This window comes from Bradyrhizobium betae, assembly GCF_050632175.1.
In the GTDB taxonomy this organism is placed as follows: domain Bacteria; phylum Pseudomonadota; class Alphaproteobacteria; order Rhizobiales; family Xanthobacteraceae; genus Bradyrhizobium; species Bradyrhizobium betae_B.
Genome location: NZ_CP192576.1, coordinates 3,527,013 through 3,546,604 on the forward strand (window position 1 = coordinate 3,527,013; position 19,592 = coordinate 3,546,604).

17 protein-coding genes and 2 pseudogenes are annotated in these 19,592 nt (G+C 64.2%); 12 read left to right on the forward strand and 7 right to left on the reverse strand.

Annotated features, from left to right (window positions below; genetic code table 11):
• The first annotated feature begins 18 nt into the window (after window positions 1-18).
• The 3 genes and pseudogenes from ACQ86E_RS16945 to ACQ86E_RS16955 all read left to right on the forward strand — a co-directional run bounded on the left by ACQ86E_RS16945 (window position 19) and on the right by ACQ86E_RS16955 (window position 3,302).
• Entirely contained in the window at window positions 19-1,941 is a 1,923-nt protein-coding gene (locus tag ACQ86E_RS16945; protein WP_431206341.1) for a propionyl-CoA synthetase, read from the forward strand.
• Window positions 1,942-2,113: 172 nt separating this feature from the next.
• A complete protein-coding gene (locus ACQ86E_RS16950; RefSeq protein WP_431206342.1) occupies window positions 2,114-2,374 on the forward strand; it encodes a hypothetical protein in 261 nt (86 codons plus the stop codon).
• Window positions 2,375-2,567: 193 nt separating this feature from the next.
• Window positions 2,568-3,302: pseudogene (locus ACQ86E_RS16955) on the forward strand (OmpW/AlkL family protein).
• Window positions 3,303-3,402: 100 nt separating this feature from the next.
• Here ACQ86E_RS16955 and ACQ86E_RS16960 read toward each other — a convergent pair.
• On the reverse strand, window positions 3,403-4,098 hold the full coding sequence (locus tag ACQ86E_RS16960) for a DUF1013 domain-containing protein (RefSeq protein WP_431206343.1): 696 nt from the start codon (window positions 4,096-4,098) through the stop codon (window positions 3,403-3,405).
• 255 nt (window positions 4,099-4,353) lie between these two features.
• On the opposite strand from ACQ86E_RS16960, the gene ispH reads away from it, so the two are divergent.
• The 3 genes from ispH to rnhA are packed head-to-tail and all read left to right on the forward strand — an operon-like array spanning window position 4,354 to window position 6,773.
• Entirely contained in the window at window positions 4,354-5,322 is a 969-nt protein-coding gene (gene ispH, locus ACQ86E_RS16965; protein ID WP_143843069.1) for a 4-hydroxy-3-methylbut-2-enyl diphosphate reductase, read from the forward strand.
• A gap of 6 nt (window positions 5,323-5,328) precedes the next feature.
• Window positions 5,329-6,312 carry a homoserine kinase gene (locus ACQ86E_RS16970; protein ID WP_431206344.1) on the forward strand — a complete coding sequence of 328 codons (984 nt, stop codon included), beginning with the start codon at window positions 5,329-5,331 and terminating at the stop codon, window positions 6,310-6,312.
• Window positions 6,309-6,773: a ribonuclease HI gene (gene rnhA / locus ACQ86E_RS16975; protein WP_431206345.1), complete on the forward strand. Its 465-nt coding sequence runs from the start codon at window positions 6,309-6,311 to the stop codon at window positions 6,771-6,773. The genes ACQ86E_RS16970 and rnhA overlap by 4 nt, the downstream gene beginning before the upstream one ends.
• Window positions 6,774-6,907: 134 nt before the next feature.
• Here rnhA and ACQ86E_RS16980 read toward each other — a convergent pair whose 3' ends face one another.
• From ACQ86E_RS16980 to ACQ86E_RS17005, 6 genes and pseudogenes are all read right to left on the reverse strand, one after another.
• The gene (locus ACQ86E_RS16980; RefSeq protein ID WP_431206495.1) at window positions 6,908-7,393 is read right to left on the reverse strand and encodes a peroxiredoxin; all 486 of its coding nucleotides are present in this window, start codon (window positions 7,391-7,393) and stop codon (window positions 6,908-6,910) included.
• Window positions 7,394-7,501: 108 nt separating this feature from the next.
• Window positions 7,502-8,056 (reverse strand): DUF924 family protein, encoded by a 555-nt coding sequence (locus tag ACQ86E_RS16985; RefSeq protein ID WP_431206346.1) that lies wholly within the window; start codon window positions 8,054-8,056, stop codon window positions 7,502-7,504.
• Between the two features lie 15 nt (window positions 8,057-8,071).
• The gene (locus ACQ86E_RS16990; RefSeq protein ID WP_431206347.1) at window positions 8,072-9,757 is read right to left on the reverse strand and encodes a long-chain fatty acid--CoA ligase; all 1,686 of its coding nucleotides are present in this window, start codon (window positions 9,755-9,757) and stop codon (window positions 8,072-8,074) included.
• A 192-nt stretch (window positions 9,758-9,949) separates the two neighbouring features.
• Window positions 9,950-11,401 (reverse strand): D-alanyl-D-alanine carboxypeptidase family protein, encoded by a 1,452-nt coding sequence (locus ACQ86E_RS16995; protein ID WP_431206348.1) that lies wholly within the window; start codon window positions 11,399-11,401, stop codon window positions 9,950-9,952.
• 189 nt (window positions 11,402-11,590) lie between these two features.
• Window positions 11,591-13,399 carry a glucan ABC transporter ATP-binding protein/ permease gene (locus ACQ86E_RS17000; protein ID WP_431206349.1) on the reverse strand — a complete coding sequence of 603 codons (1,809 nt, stop codon included), beginning with the start codon at window positions 13,397-13,399 and terminating at the stop codon, window positions 11,591-11,593.
• Window positions 13,400-13,489: 90 nt separating this feature from the next.
• A pseudogene (locus ACQ86E_RS17005) lies at window positions 13,490-14,538 on the reverse strand (ABC transporter substrate-binding protein).
• Window positions 14,539-14,765: 227 nt separating this feature from the next.
• Here ACQ86E_RS17005 and ACQ86E_RS17010 point away from each other — a divergent pair.
• From ACQ86E_RS17010 to ACQ86E_RS17035, 6 genes are all read left to right on the forward strand, one after another.
• A complete protein-coding gene (locus ACQ86E_RS17010) occupies window positions 14,766-15,134 on the forward strand; it encodes a hypothetical protein (RefSeq protein ID WP_431206350.1) in 369 nt (122 codons plus the stop codon).
• 117 nt (window positions 15,135-15,251) lie between these two features.
• Window positions 15,252-15,656 carry a phosphoribosyl-ATP diphosphatase gene (gene hisE / locus ACQ86E_RS17015; protein ID WP_431206351.1) on the forward strand — a complete coding sequence of 135 codons (405 nt, stop codon included), beginning with the start codon at window positions 15,252-15,254 and terminating at the stop codon, window positions 15,654-15,656.
• 45 nt (window positions 15,657-15,701) lie between these two features.
• Window positions 15,702-16,304, forward strand: a complete 603-nt coding sequence (locus ACQ86E_RS17020) for a YqaA family protein (protein ID WP_431206352.1) — start codon at window positions 15,702-15,704, stop codon at window positions 16,302-16,304.
• Window positions 16,305-16,353: 49 nt separating this feature from the next.
• Window positions 16,354-16,884, forward strand: coding sequence for a hypothetical protein (locus ACQ86E_RS17025; RefSeq protein WP_431206353.1), 531 nt, complete (start codon window positions 16,354-16,356; stop codon window positions 16,882-16,884).
• 36 nt (window positions 16,885-16,920) lie between these two features.
• Window positions 16,921-18,321 (forward strand): aspartate ammonia-lyase, encoded by a 1,401-nt coding sequence (locus ACQ86E_RS17030; protein WP_431206354.1) that lies wholly within the window; start codon window positions 16,921-16,923, stop codon window positions 18,319-18,321.
• Window positions 18,322-18,592: 271 nt separating this feature from the next.
• A complete protein-coding gene (locus tag ACQ86E_RS17035) occupies window positions 18,593-19,561 on the forward strand; it encodes an NAD(P)H-dependent flavin oxidoreductase (RefSeq protein ID WP_431206355.1) in 969 nt (322 codons plus the stop codon).
• The last annotated feature ends 31 nt before the right edge of the window (window positions 19,562-19,592 follow it).

Below are 19,592 nucleotides of genomic sequence, written 5' to 3' on the forward strand. Positions count from 1 at the left end.
GAAAACGGGAGCGCTGGCATGAACGTCCGGGGAAACGTCGACGGTAAGAGTGCCTATCACGAGGTCCATGCGCGTTCGCTCGCCGATCCGGAAGGGTTTTGGGCCGAGGCGGCCAGGGAGATCGACTGGATCGAGCCGCCGAAAAAGGTCTTCGATGCCACGCAGGGCGTCTATGGTCGCTGGTTCACGGGTGGCGTGGTCAACACCTGCTATAACGCGCTCGACCGCCACGTCGAACGCGGCCGCGCCGACCAGGTCGCGCTGATCCACGATTCGCCGCTGACCAATTCGGTCACCAAATTCACCTATGCCGAGCTGCTGGCCGAGGTGCAGGCGCTTGGCGCCATCATGCAGGATTTCGGCGTCGCCAAGGGTGACCGCGTCGTCCTTTACATGCCGATGGTGCCGGAAGCCGTGGTGGCGATGCTCGCCTGCGCGCGCATCGGCGCGGTGCATTCCGTGGTGTTCGGCGGCTTTGCCGCCAAGGAGCTCGCCACCCGCATCGACGATGCCCAGCCGAAACTGATCCTGTCCGCGAGCTGCGGCATCGAGCCCGGTCGCATCGTGCAATACAAGCCGCTGCTCGACGAGGCGATCAAGCTCGCGAGCGTGAAGCCGAAGGCCTGCATCGTGCTGCAGCGTCCGGAGCTCATCTGCGACCTCTCGCCCGGCCGCGACTATGATTGGGCGGGCCTGCGCCGCAAGGCGATGAACGACGGCAAGAAGGCCCCTTGCGTGCCGGTCGCTGCCACCGACCCGCTCTACATCCTCTACACGTCGGGCACCACGGGCATTCCCAAGGGCGTCGTGCGCGACAATGGCGGCCATCTGGTCGCGTTGAAGTGGTCGATGTTCAACCTCTATGGCATCAAGCCCGGCGAAGTCTGGTGGTGCGGCTCCGACATCGGTTGGGTGGTCGGGCACAGCTACATCATCTACGGCCCGCTGCTGCACGGTGCGACCTCGATCATGTACGAGGGCAAACCGGTCGGCACGCCCGATGCAGGCGCGTTCTGGCGCGTGATCAGCGAGCACAAGGCGGTGGCCTTGTTCACCGCGCCGACCGCGTTCCGCGCGATCCGGAAAGAGGATCCGGAAGGACAATTCATCCGGCAGTATGACCTGTCGAAATTCCGCACGCTGTTCCTCGCCGGCGAACGCGCCGATCCGCCGACGGTGGAATGGGCGGAGCAGCAGTTGAAGGTGCCGGTGATCGACCATTGGTGGCAGACCGAGACGGGCTGGTGCATCGCCGGCAATCCGGTCGGCCTGGGCCTGCTTCCGGTCAAGCACGGCTCGCCGACGGTGCCGATGCCGGGTTACCAGGTCGATGTGGTGGATGAAGCGGCAAAGCCCGTCGGCCCCAACACCATGGGCTCGATCGTCATCAAGCTGCCGATGCCGCCGGGCTGCCTGCCCACGCTGTGGAATCAGGACGATCGCTTCAAGGACGCCTATCTCAGCGAATTCCCCGGCTACTACAAGACGTCGGACGCCGGCTACAAGGACGAGGACGGCTATGTCTTCGTCATGGGCCGCACCGACGACATCATCAATGTCGCCGGCCATCGTCTCTCCACCGGCGGCATGGAGGAGATTTTGGCCTCGCATCCTGATGTCGCGGAATGCGCCGTGCTCGGCGTCAAGGATGCCATCAAGGGCGAGGTGCCCTGCGGTTTCCTGGTGCTCAAGGCCGGCGTGAAGCGTGCGCCCGCCGAGATCGAGAAGGAGATCGTCGCGCTGGTGCGCGACAAGCTCGGCCCGGTCGCTGCCTTCAAGCTCGCCATCACCGTCGGCCGCCTGCCCAAGACGCGCTCCGGCAAGATCCTGCGCGGCACCATCAAGAAGATCGCCGACGGCGACACCTGGACCATGCCGGCCACGATCGAGGACCCCAAGGCGCTGGACGAGATCGGCGACGCGCTGAAGGGGCGGGTGTGAGTGAGCGTCATGGGGCTTGAAGTGGCCGCATTTTTCCGCTCAACCCTCATCCTGAGGAGCGCGCTTTTGCGCGCGTCTCGAAGGATGAAAGGCCCCGCTGTCGCGGCCGGGCCTGCATGGTTCGAGACGCCCGCCGCGCGGGTTCCTCACCATAAGGATGAAGGTCTGGCTGATGAATTCGAAGCGGTTTCTTGCGATTGTTTTTGCGGGCCTCGCTCTCTCCGCCTGCACCCCGCGCTACCAGACGCCGGTGGCGGTGGGCGGTGACGATGACGATGCGGTATGCCAGAGCCGTGGCTATGCGCAGGGCTCGCCTGAATATGCGGCCTGCCGCAAGGACCGCGACGTCCAGCGCAATGCCGCCACTGCCCGCGCCGACCGCCGCCAGCGCGACCTCGGCGAGTACATGTTGAACCATCCCGAGCGTCCCTGACACCGGCTGCGGTATCATTCTGCGCATTCATTCGTACATCTCGTGACACATCTGCAACGCCGCAGCCAAATCGTGTCGCGTCAGTCCTGATTTGATCGGCATCAAATCCTTCATCGCCCCCTTTCTGCTCTGACGCTGATGTTGCGCGACGACGCGCGAGAGATGGCTGAAGGGGAATGCAATGAACGTAACGATGAGAAACCTGGCGCGGCTTGCGACGGTTGGCGCGATGCTCGCTGGGACTTTGCCGCGGCGCAGGCCGCCGATCTGCCGGTTTACAAGAAGGCGCCGCCGCCGGTCGAGAGCTTCAATCCCTGGATGGTGCGTCTGCGTGTGCTCGGCGTGTTGCCGGATGCAGGCGGCTCGAGCCGTCAATGTCGCCGGCGTGCCCTCGCTGTCGTCGCCGAATTCAGGCCTGTCGATCAGCGACCAGGTCGTGCCCGAGCTCGACATCAGCTATTTCTTCACCAAGAACATCGCGGCCGAATTGATCCTCGGCGTGACCAGGCATTCGATCAGCGGCACCGGCTCGCTGGCGAACCTGCCGATCGGCAAGACCACGCTGCTGCCGCCGACGCTGACCCTGCAATATCACTTCGACAATTTCGGTGCGTTCAAGCCGTATATCGGCGCGGGCGTGAACTACACGGTGTTCTTCAACAACTCCGCCGCCAATGCGCCGGCCGCCATCGTCGGACCGCCGGCGATTGTTGCGACCACAACCAATCTGCACGTCAGCAACGCCTGGGGCGGCGCCGTGCAGTTCGGCTTCGATTACATGATCGACCGGCACTGGGGCCTCAACGTCGACGTCAAGAAGCTCTGGTTGCGTCCGGATTACAGCGCGATCGTCAGCGGCCTGCCGGTCACCGGCAATGCGCATATCGATCCCTGGCTGGTCGGCGCCGGTGTGACGTACAAGTTCTGATCGCGCTTGGTGTCGTCTCCGCGACACCGACTACAAAACAAAAACGCGGCAGGTTCGTCCTGCCGCGTTTTGCTTTCGATGACGAATGGAGAGAGGAGCCTTATTCCTCTTCCTTCTCGTGCTTCTTGCCGCCGAGGGTCTTGAGCTTGGCGAACACGGCGTCGACGTTGAGGTCGTCGCTCGAGCGCTCGGCCGGCTCGTATTCATCCTTCTTGGTGGTCTCGGAAGCCGGCAGCAGGGTGGCGCCGCCATAGGCCGTGTCGATCGGCTTCTCCTTGGCCGCGCGCGCGACCTCGAAATCGAGCTCGATCTGCGAGCAGAGACCGAGGGTGACCGGGTCGATCGGGGTCAGCTGGGAGGTGTTCCAGTGGGTGCGGTCGCGCACACTCGCGATCGTGCTCTTGGTGGTGCCGACCAGGCGCATCACCTGGGCGTCCTTGAGCTCCGGGTGGCTGCGCAGCAGCCAGAGGATGGCGCTCGGGCGCTCGTGCCGGCGCGACACCGGGGTGTAACGCGGGCCCTTGCGCTTGGGCTGGGGCGGCAGCACCACCTTGCTCTCCTGCAGGCGGAGCCGGTAGTCAGGGTTCTTCTCGCCCTTCTCGATTTCCTCGCGGGTCAACTGGCCGTTGGAGAGGGGGTCCATGCCCTTGATGCCCTGGGCGGCGTCGCCGTCGGCGATCGCGCGCACCTCGAGGGGGTGCATCTTGGTGAAGTCGGCGACCTGGTCGAAGGTCAGCGCGGTGTTGTCGAGCAGCCAGACGGCGGTCGCCTTGGGCATCAGAGGTGCGTTGCTCATGGCAAATCTCCTTTGTGCTTCGCCCACCCCTTTTGGAGGCGAAGCCGGTGGTCATCAGCGATGACTGGGAATTCGCGCTATATAAGCCCGGAGGGGGTAGCCACGCAATGGTTCTGCTATAGATAGTGCCTTGACAGCGCCCGAAAGGGAGCCCAATTCCCTCTGAAGTCGCTGTAAGCCCGTACCTAAGCTCCTGTTCATCCAAAGGCCGCTTCCCGCCCATTTGGCGAGGTGATTCGGTCCCGAGATCGCTCAATGTCAGCCAAACCAGACCTCAAGATCGTGCTTTGTTCTCCTCGCGGCTTCTGCGCCGGGGTGGTCCGGGCGATCGACACCGTGGAACGGGCGCTCGATAAATACGGCGCTCCCGTCTATGTTCGCCATGAGATTGTACACAACAAATACGTCGTCGACGGGTTGAAGAAGAAGGGCGCGATCTTCGTCGAGGAACTCGCCGAAATCCCGGAAAATACCACGGCACCGGTGGTGTTCTCGGCCCATGGCGTGCCGAAATCCGTCCCGGCCGACGCCTCGTCCCGCAACCTGTTTTCGTTGGATGCGACCTGCCCGCTGGTGACCAAGGTGCACCGCGAAGCCGCCATCCACTTCAAGCGCGGCCGCGAGATCTTCCTGATCGGCCACTCCCATCATCCCGAGGTGGTCGGCACGCTCGGCCAGCTTCCGGTCGGCGCCGTGACCCTGATCGAGACCGCCGAGGACGCCAAGACGATCTCGCCGAAGGATCCGAACAACCTCGCCTTCGTGACCCAGACCACGCTGTCGATCGACGACACCGCGGAGATCGTGGCGCTGCTCAAGGAGCGCTTCCCGAACATCAACGGTCCGCACAAGGAAGACATCTGCTACGCCACCACCAACCGCCAGCTCGCGGTGAAGAAGGTGGCGCCGGTGGTCGATGCCTTAATCGTGGTCGGCGCGCCGAACTCGTCGAACTCGCAGCGCCTGCGCGAAGTCGCCGAGCGTGAAGGCTGCAAGATCGCGGTGCTGGCGCAGCGCGCCGCCGATCTCGACTGGGAACGGTTCAGCAACATCTCGAGCCTCGGCATCACCGCAGGCGCATCGGCGCCGGAAGTGATCGTCGAGGAGATCATGGACGCGTTCGCCGAGCGCTACACGCTGCATGTGGAGACGGTCTCGGCCGCGGAAGAGAACGAGTTCTTCCCGCTGCCCCGCCAGGTGCGCCCCGAAGCCGCCGCCGAGTAGACTTTGATGGCGGTCTACACCGACGTTGCCGCCGACGAGCTTGCGGATTTCCTGAAGCAATACGATCTCGGCGAACTGCTCTCCTACAAGGGCATCGCCGAGGGCGTCGAGAATTCCAACTTCCTGCTGCACACCACCGCGGGATCGTTCATTCTCACGCTCTACGAGAAGCGCGTGGCGAAGAACGATCTGCCGTTCTTCCTCGCGCTGATGACGCATCTGGCCGAGCACGGCGTCAATTGTCCGCTGCCGGTGAAGGCGAAAGACGGCGAGGCACTGCGCGAATTGTCGGGCCGGCCGGCCGTGATCATCACCTTTCTGGAAGGCGTCTGGCCGCGCAAGCCGAACGCGGCTCACTGCGCCGGCGTTGGCGAAGGGCTGGCCAGGCTGCATCTGGCCGGCGCCAATTTCGCGATCAAGCGCGCCAATGCGCTTTCGGTCGCGGGCTGGCGACCGCTGTTCGATGCAGCTTCACTTCGCGCCGACGAGGTACAGCCGGGCCTGCGCGTGTTCCTGAGCCAGGAGCTCGATCATCTCTCGAGCGGCATCTGGCCGACCCATCTGCCCGAGGGCGTGATCCACGCCGATCTCTTCAACGACAACGTCTTCTTTCTCGGCGACAAGCTCTCGGGCATCATCGACTTCACCTTCGCCTGCAACGACATGCTGGCCTATGACGTCGCGATCTGCCTCAACGCCTGGTGCTTCGAGCCGGATCACTCCTTCAACGTCACCAAGGCGCGCGCCTTTCTCAATGCCTACGGACGGGTGCGCAAGCTGAGCGAGGCCGAGGAAGCCGCGCTGCCGCTCTTGGCGCGTGGTGCCGCGATCCGTTTCCTGCTGACGCGCCTGGTCGACTGGCTCAACGTGCCCAAGGGTGCACTGGTCAAGCCGAAGGATCCGCTCGAATATGTCCGCAAGCTGCGCTTCCACCAGAGCGTTTCCAGTGCGCGCGATTACGGGCTGATGCCCTCGGGACTGGTCGCGTGAGCGAGCGTCCCACGGTCACGATTTATACCGACGGCGCCTGCTCTGGAAATCCCGGGCCCGGCGGCTGGGGCGCGATCCTGAAGTTCGGCGACAAGGAAAAAGAGCTGAACGGCGGCGAGCGTCATACCACCAACAACCAGATGGAATTGATGGCGGCGATCTCCGCGCTGGAAGCGCTGAAGAAGCCGTGCACCGTCGATCTCTACACCGACAGTCAGTATGTGCGGCAGGGCATCACCGGGTGGATTCACGGCTGGAAGCGCAACGGCTGGCGCACCGCCGACAAGAAGCCGGTCAAGAATGTCGAGCTATGGCAGCGCCTCGACGCGGCGCTGAAAGCGCATGAGGTGCGCTGGCACTGGGTCAAGGGCCACGCCGGCCATCCCGAGAACGAGCGCGCGGATCAACTGGCGCGGGATGGCGTCGCGATGGCGAGGACGCAGGCCCGCATCAGCGAATAGCGAGGGCGCGATCCCTCCACGCGTCATGGCCGGGCCTGACCCGGCCATCCACGCCTTGCGGCACGTGACCAAGAACGTGGATGCCCGGGACAAGCCCGGGCATGACGTCATCCTTGGTAGAGACGAGGCGAACCTTACAGCTGCCCCAGCAGCGTATCGCCGCCGGACACTTCGACCTTGCCCGGCATCGCCTCGAGGTTCAGCTTCTTCACCACGCCGTCCTCGACCAGCATCGAATAGCGCTTGGAGCGGATGCCGAGGCCGTTGCCGGAAGCGTCCAGCTCCATGCCGATCGCCTTGGTGAAGTCGGCATTGCCGTCGGCGAGGAAGGTCGCCTCGTCGCGCTGGTCGGTGTCGCGCTTCCAGGCGTTCATGACGAAGGCGTCGTTGACGGAAACGATGGCGATGGTGTCGACGCCCTTGTCCTTGATGGCGTAGGCATTGAGGAAGATGCTCGGCAGATGCATCTTGTGGCAGGTGCCGGTGTAGGCGCCCGGCACCGCGAACAGGGCCACCTTCTTGCCCTTGAAGATTTCGTCGGTGGTCTTCACCTGCGGACCTTCCGCCGTCATCACGCGGAATTTCGCTTCGGGCAGCTTCTCGCCAATCTGGATCGCCATCATCAGTCTCCCTGGAATTCGGTCCCGCTTTGTAGACCGTGCTGCCGGCCTGCACAATATTGCCGGCGGAACAAGCCGCGAGGGCCGGGGCCGCTCACCGTGATGCGATCAACCCGCAAAACCGCCATTGTCGAGGAAAGCCTGCTCGTCCTGCGTGGTCGCGCGACCAAGCAGGCGGTTGCGGTGAGGAAATCGGCCGAATCGGCGGATGATCTCGGCATGCTCCCGGGCGAACTTCAGGTTCTCGGCATTGTCGGTGTCCTGAAACAGCGCGACGCAATGAAGCTGGTCGGCCAAATGCTCGGAATGCATGAAGGGCATATAGAGGAACTCGAGCAAGCCAGGGTCGATCCTGCGATCCGAGCCTCGTCCGATCGCGCGGCGGGCGACATCCCGCGCCGGCGCGTCGCTGGCAAAGGCCTGCGGCGTGCCACGAAACATGTTGCGGGGAAACTGGTCGAGCACGATGACGAGCGCGAGCGCGCCGTCATCATTGTCTTCCCATGATGCCAGCTCGCCGGCGGCCGCCGTCTGCCATAGCGCGAGGAAGCGGCGCCGGACCTCCGCGTCGAACGCATCGTCGCGCTTGTACCAGCGCTCGCTGCCGGCCTCGCGCCAGAAGGCGAGAATGCAGTCCGGCGTGATGTCACCGGCTTCAGTCATGAACCGAGACTTGCCTTACGCCGCCTCGGCCTTCTTCTCGTCGCGGAGCTGCCGCCGCAGAATCTTGCCGACATTGGTCTTCGGCAGGTCGGTGCGGAATTCGATCTGCTTGGGCACCTTGTAGCCGGTGAGTTGCTCGCGGCAGAATCTGGTCACGTCCTCGGCCGTGAGAGTCGGATCCTTCTTCACCACGAAAGCCTTCACCGCTTCGCCGGACCCACTATCAGGAACGCCGATCACGGCGCATTCGAGCACGCCCGGGTGGCTCGCGATCACTTCCTCGATCTCGTTCGGATAGACGTTGAAGCCCGAGACCAGGATCATGTCCTTCTTGCGATCGACGATCTTGGTGTAGCCGGTCTCGTCCATCACGCCGATGTCGCCGGTGCGGAAATAGCCGTCCGCCGTCATCACCTTGGCGGTATCCTCCGGCCGGTTCCAGTAACCCGACATCACCTGTGGGCCCTTGGCGCAGATCTCGCCGGGCTGGCCGAGCGGCACCTCGTTGCCGTCGTCGTCGCGGATCGAGATGTAAGTCGAAGGCACGGGGATTCCGATGGTGCCGTTGAACTCGGAGTTGGTCGCGGTGTTGCAAGTCAGCGTCGGCGACGTCTCCGACAGGCCGTAGCCCTCCGCGATCGAGCAGCCGGTCACGGCCTTCCACTGTTCGGCCACGGGACGCTGCACGGCCATGCCGCCGCCGTTGGAGATCTTCAGCTTGGAGAAATCCAGTTTCTTGAAGTCGGGATGATGCATCAGGCCGTTATAGAGCGTGTTGACGGCCGGGAAGCTGTTGACCTGGTACTTCGCCAGCTCCTTGACGAAGCCGGGAATGTCGCGCGGATTGGGAATCAGCAGATTGCAGCCGCCGGCCCGCACCGCGAGCAGGTAACAGGCCGTCAGCGCGAAGATGTGATAGAGCGGCAGCGCGCAGACGACCATGAGCTGGTCAACATGCGGTGGTGCCGCGAGCGCCGGCTGCAGCCAGGCATCGTTCTGCAAGACGTTGGCGACGATGTTGCGATGGAGCAGGGTGGCGCCCTTGGAGACGCCGGTGGTGCCGCCGGTATATTGCAGGAAGGCGACGTCGCCGGGCGACAGCTTCGGCTTGTTGAAGGCGAGAGAGCGGCCGGCGGACACCGCGTCGTTGAAGGAGACCGCCCCCGGCAGCGACCAGGCCGGCACCATCTTCTTGACGCGGCGAACGACGAGATTGACGATCACGCCCTTGAAGCCGAGCAAGTCGCCCATGCTGCCGACGATGACATGCTTCACCGCGGTCTTCGCGATCACCTGCTCGACGGTGTGGGCAAAATTCTCCAGCACGATGATGGCTTCGGCGCCGGAATCCTTGAGCTGATGCTCGAGCTCGCGCGGGGTGTAGAGCGGGTTGACGTTGACCACCGCATATCCGGCGCGCAGCACGGCCGCGGTCGCAACCGGGTACTGCAGCACGTTCGGCATCATGATCGCGACGCGGGCGCCGCGCTGGAGGCCGCGTCCCTGCAGATAGGCGGCGAGCGCCAGCGACATCTGGTCGAGGTCGCGATAGCTGATCGACTTGTCCATGCAGATGAACGCCTTGCGGTCGGCGAACTTGGTAAAGCTCTCCTCCAGCAGGTCGACCAGCGATGCGTATTGCGCCGGATCGATATCAGCGGGCACGCCGGGCGGATATTGCTTGAGCCAGATGCGCTCCATGGAAACTCCCCTCTCCTACACCAGAGCCCGTTGTGTCTCGGGCTTGCCCCATTGCCGGCAGTATCGAGCCTGCCGGAACGGGTGGCAAGTCGTGGAGGCTTAAGACAAAGGCCGGGGAGTGGCTACTGGAATCGTCGCAAACCGCACTGCCGCAAGTGCGAAGCGCAGGCTGCGGTTTAATTCCGAGGGGCGTTAACTGTTGTTGGCCGGCTTGGCGGCGGCAGGCTTTGTCGCGGCTTTGGGCTTGGAGGGTTTGGCGGGCTGATCAGCGCTTGCCGCAGGTTTCGCCGCCGCATCGGGCTTGGCCGCGGCATGCTTGGCGCCAGCCGGCTTGGCCGCCTGCTTAGTGTCGGCCTTCGGCTCAGGCTTCACCGCCGGCTTCGTGGCCGCGATCTTGGGCGCTGCGTCTTTCGGCTTGTCTGCGGCATCAGGCTTCTTGGCAACGCGCGACTTCTTGCCACGCGGCTTCGCAACCGTTTGTTGGTCCGCGTCAGCCGCAACCGCCGCGATCAGGGCGGTGCCGGTGCGGGTCGGGCCGGTATAGACCAGCACGGGCTCGGCTGCCGCTGGAGCCGACGCCATCAGCTCGGAGGCCTTCATCAGGGGCGGCTGCAGCCCGGCCGTGAAGAACGTCACCTGGGCTTCGCCACCGGTTGCGGAGGCCGATCCGGACATGCCGCCATTGGTCGCGATCAGGGCATCGTCGTCGTCGCTCGCCGGCCGCTTGCGATGGCCGCCGCACATGTCGTCGCGCAGGTTCGGCGGCGAGGCGTCGACCGGCACCAGCTTGTCGACGGTGCCGAGCGAGGGGCGGAGCCAGGTGAGATTGTCCTGGCTGAAGCCGCGCTCGAGCAATTGCGCCGCCTTCACCGCGCGCGCGGTGCCGGAGCTGGCGCCGAGCACGACGGCGATCAGCCGGCGGCCGTTACGCGTGGCAGACGCCACGAGATTGTAGCCCGAGGCGCAGATGAAGCCGGTCTTGAAACCGTCGGCGCCGGGATAGCGGCCGATCAGCTTGTTGAAATTGCCAGTGACGCGCTTGCCGAAGCGGATCGCCGGGATGTGCACGAAGTATTCGTATTCCGGCAGGTCGCGCAGGAACGAGCGCGCGAGAATGCCGAGGTCGCGCGCCGAGGTGATCTGACCATCGGCCGGCAGTCCGTTCGGATTGACGTAGCTCGTCTGCGTCATGCCGAGCCTCTGCGCGGTGTCGTTCATCATCGCGGAGAAACCGTCGATCGAGCCGCCCACGCCTTCGGCGAGCACAACGGCCATGTCGTTCGCCGACTTGACCATCATCATCTTCAGCGCGTTGTCGACGGTGAGCTGCGTTCCCGGACGGAAGCCCATCTTCGAGGGAGACTGCGAAGCGGCCGTCGGCGACACCGTGAGCAGCGTGTCGAGCGTGAGCCTGCCGTCCTTCACCGCCTTCAGCGTCACATAGGCGGTCATGATCTTGGTGACGGAGGCCGGATACCACGGGATGGTCGCGTTATCCGCCTGCAACACCTTGCCGCTGTCGGCTTCGATCAGGAGCAGCGCTTCGGCGATCGCCGCGCGTGGCGCAAGCAGCGCGGCGCATGCGAGGGTCGCAGCGAACAGGTTGAACAAGGACTTGCGAAGCAGCGGGCGAAGGGCGTGCACTATCCGATTTCCGGTCCTTGGAGACCCGCCGGTTCCCGGACGGCTCTCGTGATCTGATGTTCGGTTCTGAATCCGGCGCCGCCGCTTGCGGCGTCGCAAACCTATACCGGCTCGTGCGTCGAGAACAGGGGTTCGGCGGGGTATTCAGCGATGAAGTAGGCCGAATTTCGACGGTACCATGGGGGCTTGCTAGGGGGCTTGGGTGGCTGTCGCAGCAGCCTCGGCGGCCGTCACGCTGGCCCGTGCATTCGCTTGTGATTGTTCCTGCACCATGAACTGGGCTTTCGCGAGTTCGGCGAAATGGCCGGCTTTGGCGACGAGTTCATCGAAAGTTCCGCTTTCGATCACGCGCCCGTTCTCGAACACCAGGATTCGCGTGGCATTGCGGATGGTGGAGAGGCGGTGGGCAATCACGAACGTGGTGCGGCCCTTCATCACTTCGTCGAGAGCCGCGTTCACCTTGGCCTCGGTCACGGCATCAAGAGCGCTGGTGGCCTCGTCCAGGATCAGGATCGGCGGATCCTTCAGCAGCGCGCGGGCGATTGACAACCGCTGCCGCTCGCCGCCGGAGAGCATGCGGCCACGCTCGCCCGCATTGGTCTCGAATCCGCCGCTGCGCTCGATGAATTCGAGCGCCTGTGCGCGCTCCGCGGCCTTGCGCATCTCGGCCTCGGTCGCATCCGGCTTGCCGACGCGCAGGTTCTCTTCGATCGAGCGATTGAACAAGAGTGCTTCCTGGAACACGACGCCGATGTTCCGGCGGAGCGAGGTCAGCGTAATGCCGCGCACATCCATGCCGTCGATCCTGATGAAGCCGGATTGTGGATCGAAGGCGCGATGCAACAGCGCGATCGCGGTGGATTTGCCGGCGCCGGTCGGGCCGACCAGCGCGATGGTCTGGCCGGGCAATGCAGTGAAAGAGAGGTCTTCGATCGCCGGCCGCTTGCCGTCATAGGAAAAGGTCACGTCGTTGAACTCGACGAGACCGGAGAGCCGGCCCGCATCGATTGCGTCGGTGCGGTCGTGGACAGCGGGTACGGCGTCGAGCACGTTGAAGAACTCGCGCAGGCGCGGGGCTTCCATGAATACGTTGTTGATGAAGCTCACGACCTGCTCGAGCTTCTGGATCAGCATCGTCGCGAAGCTCACGAACATCACGATCTCTCCGACCGAGGTGAGCCCCTGGTCGTGCAGGGTGATGCCGAGCGAGAAGATCGCGAGCACGGTAATGGTGGTGGAGGCGCGCGTGATCACGGTGACGAGCGCCCACCAGGACAGCACCGGCATCTGCGCGGCCAGCAACTCGTCGGCGATGGAGCGCAGTCCCTTCACTTCGGATTCGACGCGGACGAAGCTCTGCACCAGCGCGACATTGCCGAGCGCATCCGAAGCGCGCGCGGAGAGCTCGCTATACTGCTCCTCGACTTGCATCTGCATGCCGAATGTCTTGCGCACGACGAAGGTCGTCAGCGCCGTGAAGACGACGCAGAGCACGAACAGCAGGATCGCGAGCCGCCAGTTCAGGTAAAGCGACAGCGGCAGCAGCACCACGACTGACAGGATCGCGGCGAAGTGTTCGCGGAAGAAGCCGAGCCACAGCCGCCACAACGCGTCGGTGCCGTTGAGCATCACCTTCATCAGCCGGCCGGAATGGGTGCCGGAGTGGAAGGTCAGCGGCAGTTGCAGGATGTGCTCGAAATAGTCGGTCAGCACCGCCTGGCGCTGGCGGTGGGAGAGCCGGTCGGCCTGCAGGGCCACGAGTGCGCTGCAGCCGATGGTGAACAGCCCGAACGCGACCCAGGCGATCAGGAACGGCCAGGCCGAGGTCGACCCGGCGACCGTCTTGCCCGAGAGCACGTCGACGATCCGGCCGAACAGTACGGGCTCGGCGAACTGCGAGGCGGCCAGCAGGAGATTGGCAAACGCCAGCAGCCAGCCCAGCCGCGCCTCCTTGCCGAGGAGCTCGAGAACGCGGGTGTAGAGGCTGAAAATGGACATGCGGGCGAGGGGACTCGAGGATCGAACGAAGTGAGCCCATATTCTAAGCAGGGATCGCTCGCGAGATACAGCGGAAGCTTGCGGTTTTGCTCAGTTGATCAACCGGCTTTCGACCGGGGGCAAGAACCCGCCGTCGAATATATCACCCGCAGCCGGCTTCTTGCCGAACTTGAAGTCCTGCGCGACTTGTCGATCGAACGCTCCAGCCGCAACGGATCGATGCCGCCGAGCCCGTTGCGCTTGACCTCGTCGGTCACGACGTTGTCGACGAGCACGGTGCGCAGGCGTTCAAGCTCCAGATCGCGGTCGCCGCCGTCGATGCGGCTTGCGGCCTCGTTTGCGGCGCGCGCGGGCTCCTTCACGGTGGCATGGATGCCGCCGATCAAGGCGCGAACAAAGCCCCTCACCGCGTCGGGCTTCGCCGCAGCGAAGGCGGGATTGGCCACCACGGCAAAGCCGTAGGCCTCGCAGCCATAATCAGCAAAGCGCAGCACGACGAGATCGGCTCCGGGTACGCCGCGATCGCGCAGGTTCACCGCTGAGAGATAACTGAAGCCGGCGACGGCATCGACCTGTCCTGCGGACAGGATCGGCTCGCGCACCGCCGCGCTCATCTTGTGGAATTTCACATTCTGGGTGCTGATGCCGTTCTGCTGCGCCAGCGCCGGCCATAGCCGCATCGACAGATCGCCGTCGACAACACCGACAGTCTTGCCGTCGAGGTCGGGCAGGAGATGGACGCCGCGGCTCCTGCGGGCGATGATGGCGTAGGGCGCACGGTTGAACAGCACGAACACAGCCTTGAGCGGTGCGGCATCGTCCCTGCCGCGAAAACGAATGAGTTCGTTGATGTCGACGAGCGCGAGCTCGCTGTCGCCCTTGGCGACACGTGCGAGCGTTTCCGGCGATCCGGCCGCGGTGTTGAAGGTCACGTTGAGACGCTCGGTGCCGAACCCGCCATCCTTTGCGGCCAGGAAAAACGGCGCCATGCTCGCGTCGATCGGACGATCGAAAGTGAAGTGGATCGCAGTAGAGGGGACGGCGGTCTCGGCCGCCATGACGTCGCGCGTCGTCAGCGCGGCCAGCGAGATTGCAAGGGCCAGCAGGCCGCGAAGGACGATCGTCTTGAATCCCGACATCAGTTGCGCCGGTCCCGCATTGTTGTGATTTCGTGACGCTCGCAGCGCCGGCCGGCGTTAAGCCTGCGCGCGCCAACATGAACGGGGGATGAGCGCCGGTTGCGTCATGATTACGCAACCCCGTTCAGCTTGTGTTGGGGTTGGGGAACCCAACATGGCATCCGGGTGTTTGAAGGACATGAGCCTGTCATCAGGCACCATTCGAGGTCCCAAGGAGGGTCCAGGACATGTTTGACAGATTTTCGAGATTTGCCGGCCGCAAGGCCGTTATGGCTACTGCCGCTGTGCTGACGCTGACCGCGGTCGCCCCGACTGCCTCTTACGCAGGCGGCCGTCATTGGCATGGTGGTGGCGGTGCGGCCTTTGCCGGCGCGGCGATCGCCGGCGCCATCGGTACCGGGCTTGCGATTGCCGCGACCCGCGACGCTTACGCCTATGATGCCCCGGCTTACTATGGTGGCGGCCCGGTGTATTACGATGAAAGCCCGGCCTATTATGGTGGCGGCTCCTATTACGGCCCGCGTCCTTTCCACCGTTGCGGCGGTCCCTATCAGTCCGCGCAGGGCGGGCAGGGAAACATTGGGTCCTGCTACTAGGCCCGGCTACCGAGGATTGACCACAACGGGCTGTCGCGCCTGCCGCGGCAGCCTGTTTTTGCTTTTATCGTCGCGCGTTAACGCGCTCGCCATTGGTTTAGAGTAGTTTTCAGTACCATGAGTGATTCGCTTGAGCGGCTATATCTGGCTGTGCTCGCGGCCAAAGATCTCGATCCGGCAACATCGCGCACCGCGCGGCTGTTTCAGCGCGGCCCCTCCAAAATGGCGAAGAAGCTGGCCGAGGAGGCCATCGAAGTCGTCATCGATGCGGTCAACGGCGACACCGAGGCCGTGGTCCGGGAAAGCGCCGATCTGCTCTACAATCTCACCGTGCTTTGGGCCTCGGCCGGCGTGCGCCCCGAGGACGTCTGGCGCGAGATGGCACGGCGGGAAGACATGCTGGGCATCGCCGAGAAGCTGCCGAAGTCGCCGATGAAGCTGCCCAAAGTTGCGTCACCGCGCGTGGCCGCCGGGCGGCCAATTGCCGCGCTCGAAGGCCGCGTGGCGCGCAAGCGCCACTAGGCGCCACCGGACCGTCACAAAACTGGCGATGGACAAATCCGCCCCATGGTGCTTCATCGCGGCGCCATGCTGAAACGTATCTACGACTGGTGCATCGACGCCGCTCACAAGCCTTACGCGCTCTGGATCATGGGCGCCGTGGCTTTCGCTGAAAGCTCCTTCTTCCCGGTCCCGCCGGACGTGATGCTGATTCCGATGTCGCTGGCGCGCCCGCAGCGCGCCTGGCTCTATGCTGCAATCTGCACCGCGACGTCCGTCGTGGGCGGCCTGCTCGGATATGCGATCGGCGCGTTGCTGTTCGACTCGGTGGGCCACTGGCTGATCCAGGTCTATGGCCTCGGCGACAAGGTCGACGCATTCCGCGCCTCCTACGCGGAGTGGGGCGCGGTGATCATCCTGCTCAAGGGGTTGACGCCGATCCCCTACAAGCTCGTCACCATCACGTCGGGATTTGCCGGCTACAATATCTGGCTGTTCATCCTCTGCTCCATCGTTGCGCGCGGCGGACGTTTCTTCATCGTGGCGATCCTGCTCAATCGCTATGGCGACTGGATCCGGGTCAGGATCGAGAAGCATCTCGGATTGTGGGTCGCGCTCGGCGCCGCCGTTCTGGTGCTGGGCTTTGTGATTGCAATCAAATTGATCTAGCGCTTGCTGCGGCTTTGCCGCGGCGCCCGCTTCGGCTACGGTTGCCGTCATGATGGTTCGATCCAGCAGTCCGGTCCTGCGACCGGGGACGCTGATATTCGCGGTGCTTTCGCTCCTGCTCGGTGCTGGCGGGACGGCATGGCCGCAATCCGCGCCGCCGTCGCTCGGCGTGCAGGAGCAGGGACCGCAGGCGCCGCCGCCGCCCTCGACGCCTGCCCCGCCGGCGCGCGAGGAAAATCCCGGGCTGATCCACGAAATGGGCAAGCTGTTCGACAAGCTGCCCTCGATCCTGCCGCCGATCAAAAGCCCGAGCGAGACCATGAACGACCTGTCGCGCCTGGCGAAGCCGTCCTCCATGGTGTCGGGACGCATCGCCTGCCCGGCGTCGTCCAACGGTGCGCCCGATTGCAAGCAGGCCGCCGATCAGCTTTGCCAGAGCAAGGGCTACAAGGAAGGCAAGAGCCTGAACGCCGACTCCGCGGAAAAATGCTCGCCCAAGGTTCTCATTCCGGGCAGGCAACGCAAGCCGGACGACTGCCGCACCGACACTTTCGTGACAAGCGCGCTGTGCCAGAATTGATGCGACGACGCAGCGCGTCAGCAACAAGGAGCGCCCATGAGCCGTACGGAGCAGGACTTCCTCGGACAGCGTGAGATCGCCGACGACATCTATTACGGCGTCCAGACCATCCGCGGGAAGGAGAACTTCCACATCACCGGCATTCCGATGAACCAGGAGCCTTACTTCGTGAAGGCGCTCGGTTACGTCAAGAAGGCCGCGGCGATGGCCAACCGCGACCTCGGCGCGGTCGACGCCAGGGTGGCGGACGCGATCATCCTCGGCTGCGACCGCGTCATTGCCGGCGACATGATGGATCAGTTCGTCACCGACTTCATCCAGGGCGGTGCCGGCACCTCCACCAACATGAACGCCAACGAGGTGATCGCCAATCTCGCGCTGGAATCGCTCGGCTTTAGCAAGGGCGACTACCAGCACGTCAGCCCGAACGATCATGTGAACTACGGCCAGTCCACCAACGACACCTACCCGACCGCCTTTCGGCTCGCGCTGATCCTGCGGCTTGAAAGCTACATGACGGCGTTGCGGCGGCTGCAGGAGGCGTTCTTCGCCAAGGGCCGCGAGTTCGATCGCGTGCTGAAGATGGGCCGTACGCATCTCCAGGACGCCGTGCCGATGTCGCTCGGCGCCGAATTCCGGGGATGGGGCACCACTATGGGCGAGGAGGTCGATCGCATCTCCGAGGCACGGGCGCTGCTGCGCGAGATCAATCTCGGCGCCACCGCGATCGGTACGTCCGTCACGGCGGCACATGGTTATCCCGAACTCGCTGTCCGGCATTTGACCGCGCTGACCGGCGTCGAGTTCATTCTCGCCGGAGATCTCGTGGAGGCGACCTCGGACACCGGCGCCTATGTGCAGCTCTCCGGCGTGCTCAAGCGCACCGCGAGCAAGCTGACCAAGATCTGCAACGACATCCGCCTGCTCGCCTCCGGCCCGCGCGCCGGCTTCAACGAGATCAACCTGCCGCAATTGCAGCCGGGCTCGTCGATCATGCCGGGCAAGGTCAACCCCGTGATCCCCGAGGTCGTCAACCAGACCAGCTTCCTCGTCATCGGGCTCGACACCACGGTGACGCTGGCGGCCAGCGCCGGCCAGCTCCAGCTCAACGTGATGGAGCCGGTGATCTCGTTCGCGCTGTTCTTCTCGATCCGCACCATGGAGCGCGCGGTCGACAGCCTGCGCGAGAACTGTGTGGTCGGCATCACCGCCAACGAGGAGCACACCCGCAACATGGTGCTGAACTCGCTCGGCATCGTCACCGTGCTGAAGCCGCTGCTCGGCTACAAGCAATGCGCCGAGATCGCGCGCGAGGGCTACAAGAGCGGCAAGTCGCTGCACCAGATCGTGGTGGTCGAGCGCAAGCTGCTGACGCAGGAGAAATGGGACGAGATGTTCTCGTTCGAGCGGCTGATCAATCCGGATCTGATTGGGTAGACGATCGTCGCCCGTAGCGCTTGCCTCGTCCTTGCGAGCGTAGCGAAGCAATCCAGAATCCTTCCGCGGAGGGACTCTGGATTGCTTCGTCGCTTCGCTCCTCGCAATGACGGAGAAGCCGGATGGGTTGGGTCCGGTCGAATTCCGCTGCTTGGAATTGCGGTCACGGCTTTCATCCCGGCGTCAAAACGCAATACTTGACAGTGGAAAGATTGCCTTGTTGGTATGACTCCCAACTTCAGTTTGACCGCCCATAGAGGATCGTTCCGCAATGTCCATGCCTGCCCTGTTCAAGGGGCGCCTGTCGATCCCGGTGATCGGCTCGCCGCTCTTCATCATCTCGGTGCCCGATCTGGTGATCGCGCAGTGCAAGGCGGGTGTGGTCGGCTCGTTCCCCTCGCTGAACGCGCGGCCGCCGGAGCTGCTCGACGAGTGGCTGGCGCGGATCACCGAGGAGCTTGCGGCTTATGACCGTGCCCATCCCGACAAGCCGTCGGCGCCGTTCGCGGTCAACCAGATCGTGCACAAGTCGAACAACCGGCTCGATCACGACATGCAGCTCTGTGCCAAGTACAAGGTGCCGATGGTGATCTCCTCGCTCGGCGCACGCGAAGAGCTGAACCAGGCGGTGCACGGCTGGGGCGGCATCGTCTTCCACGACGTGATCAACCAGAAATTCGCGCACAAGGCGATCGAGAAGGGCGCCGACGGCCTGATTCTGGTCGCGGCCGGCGCCGGCGGCCATGCCGGCACCATCTCGCCGCTGGCTTTCGTTGCCGAAACACGAAAGTGGTTCGACGGTCCGATCGCGCTGTCGGGCGCCATCGGCAACGGCAGGGCGATCCGCGCCGCACGCGTTCTCGGCGCCGACTTCGCCTATATCGGCTCGGCCTTCATCGCCACCAAGGAAGCCAACGCGGTCGAGACCTACAAGGAGATGATCGCGGGCTCGACGGCCGACGACATCGTCTACTCCAACCTCTTCACCGGCGTGCACGGCAACTATCTGAAGCCCTCGATCCTTGCCGCTGGCATGGACCCCGAGAACCTGCCGACCTCGGATCCCTCCAAGATGAACTTCGGCACCGACGCCTCCGGCGAACGTGCCAAGCCGAAGGCGTGGAAGGAGATCTGGGGCAGCGGCCAGGGCATCGGCAGCATCGACGGTGTCGTGCCGGCTGCCGAGCTGATCGCGCGCTTCAAGAAGGAATACGACGAGGCGATTGATCCGCCATTGTAGTCTAGGTGTCCCGGACGCGCTGCTGAGCTGC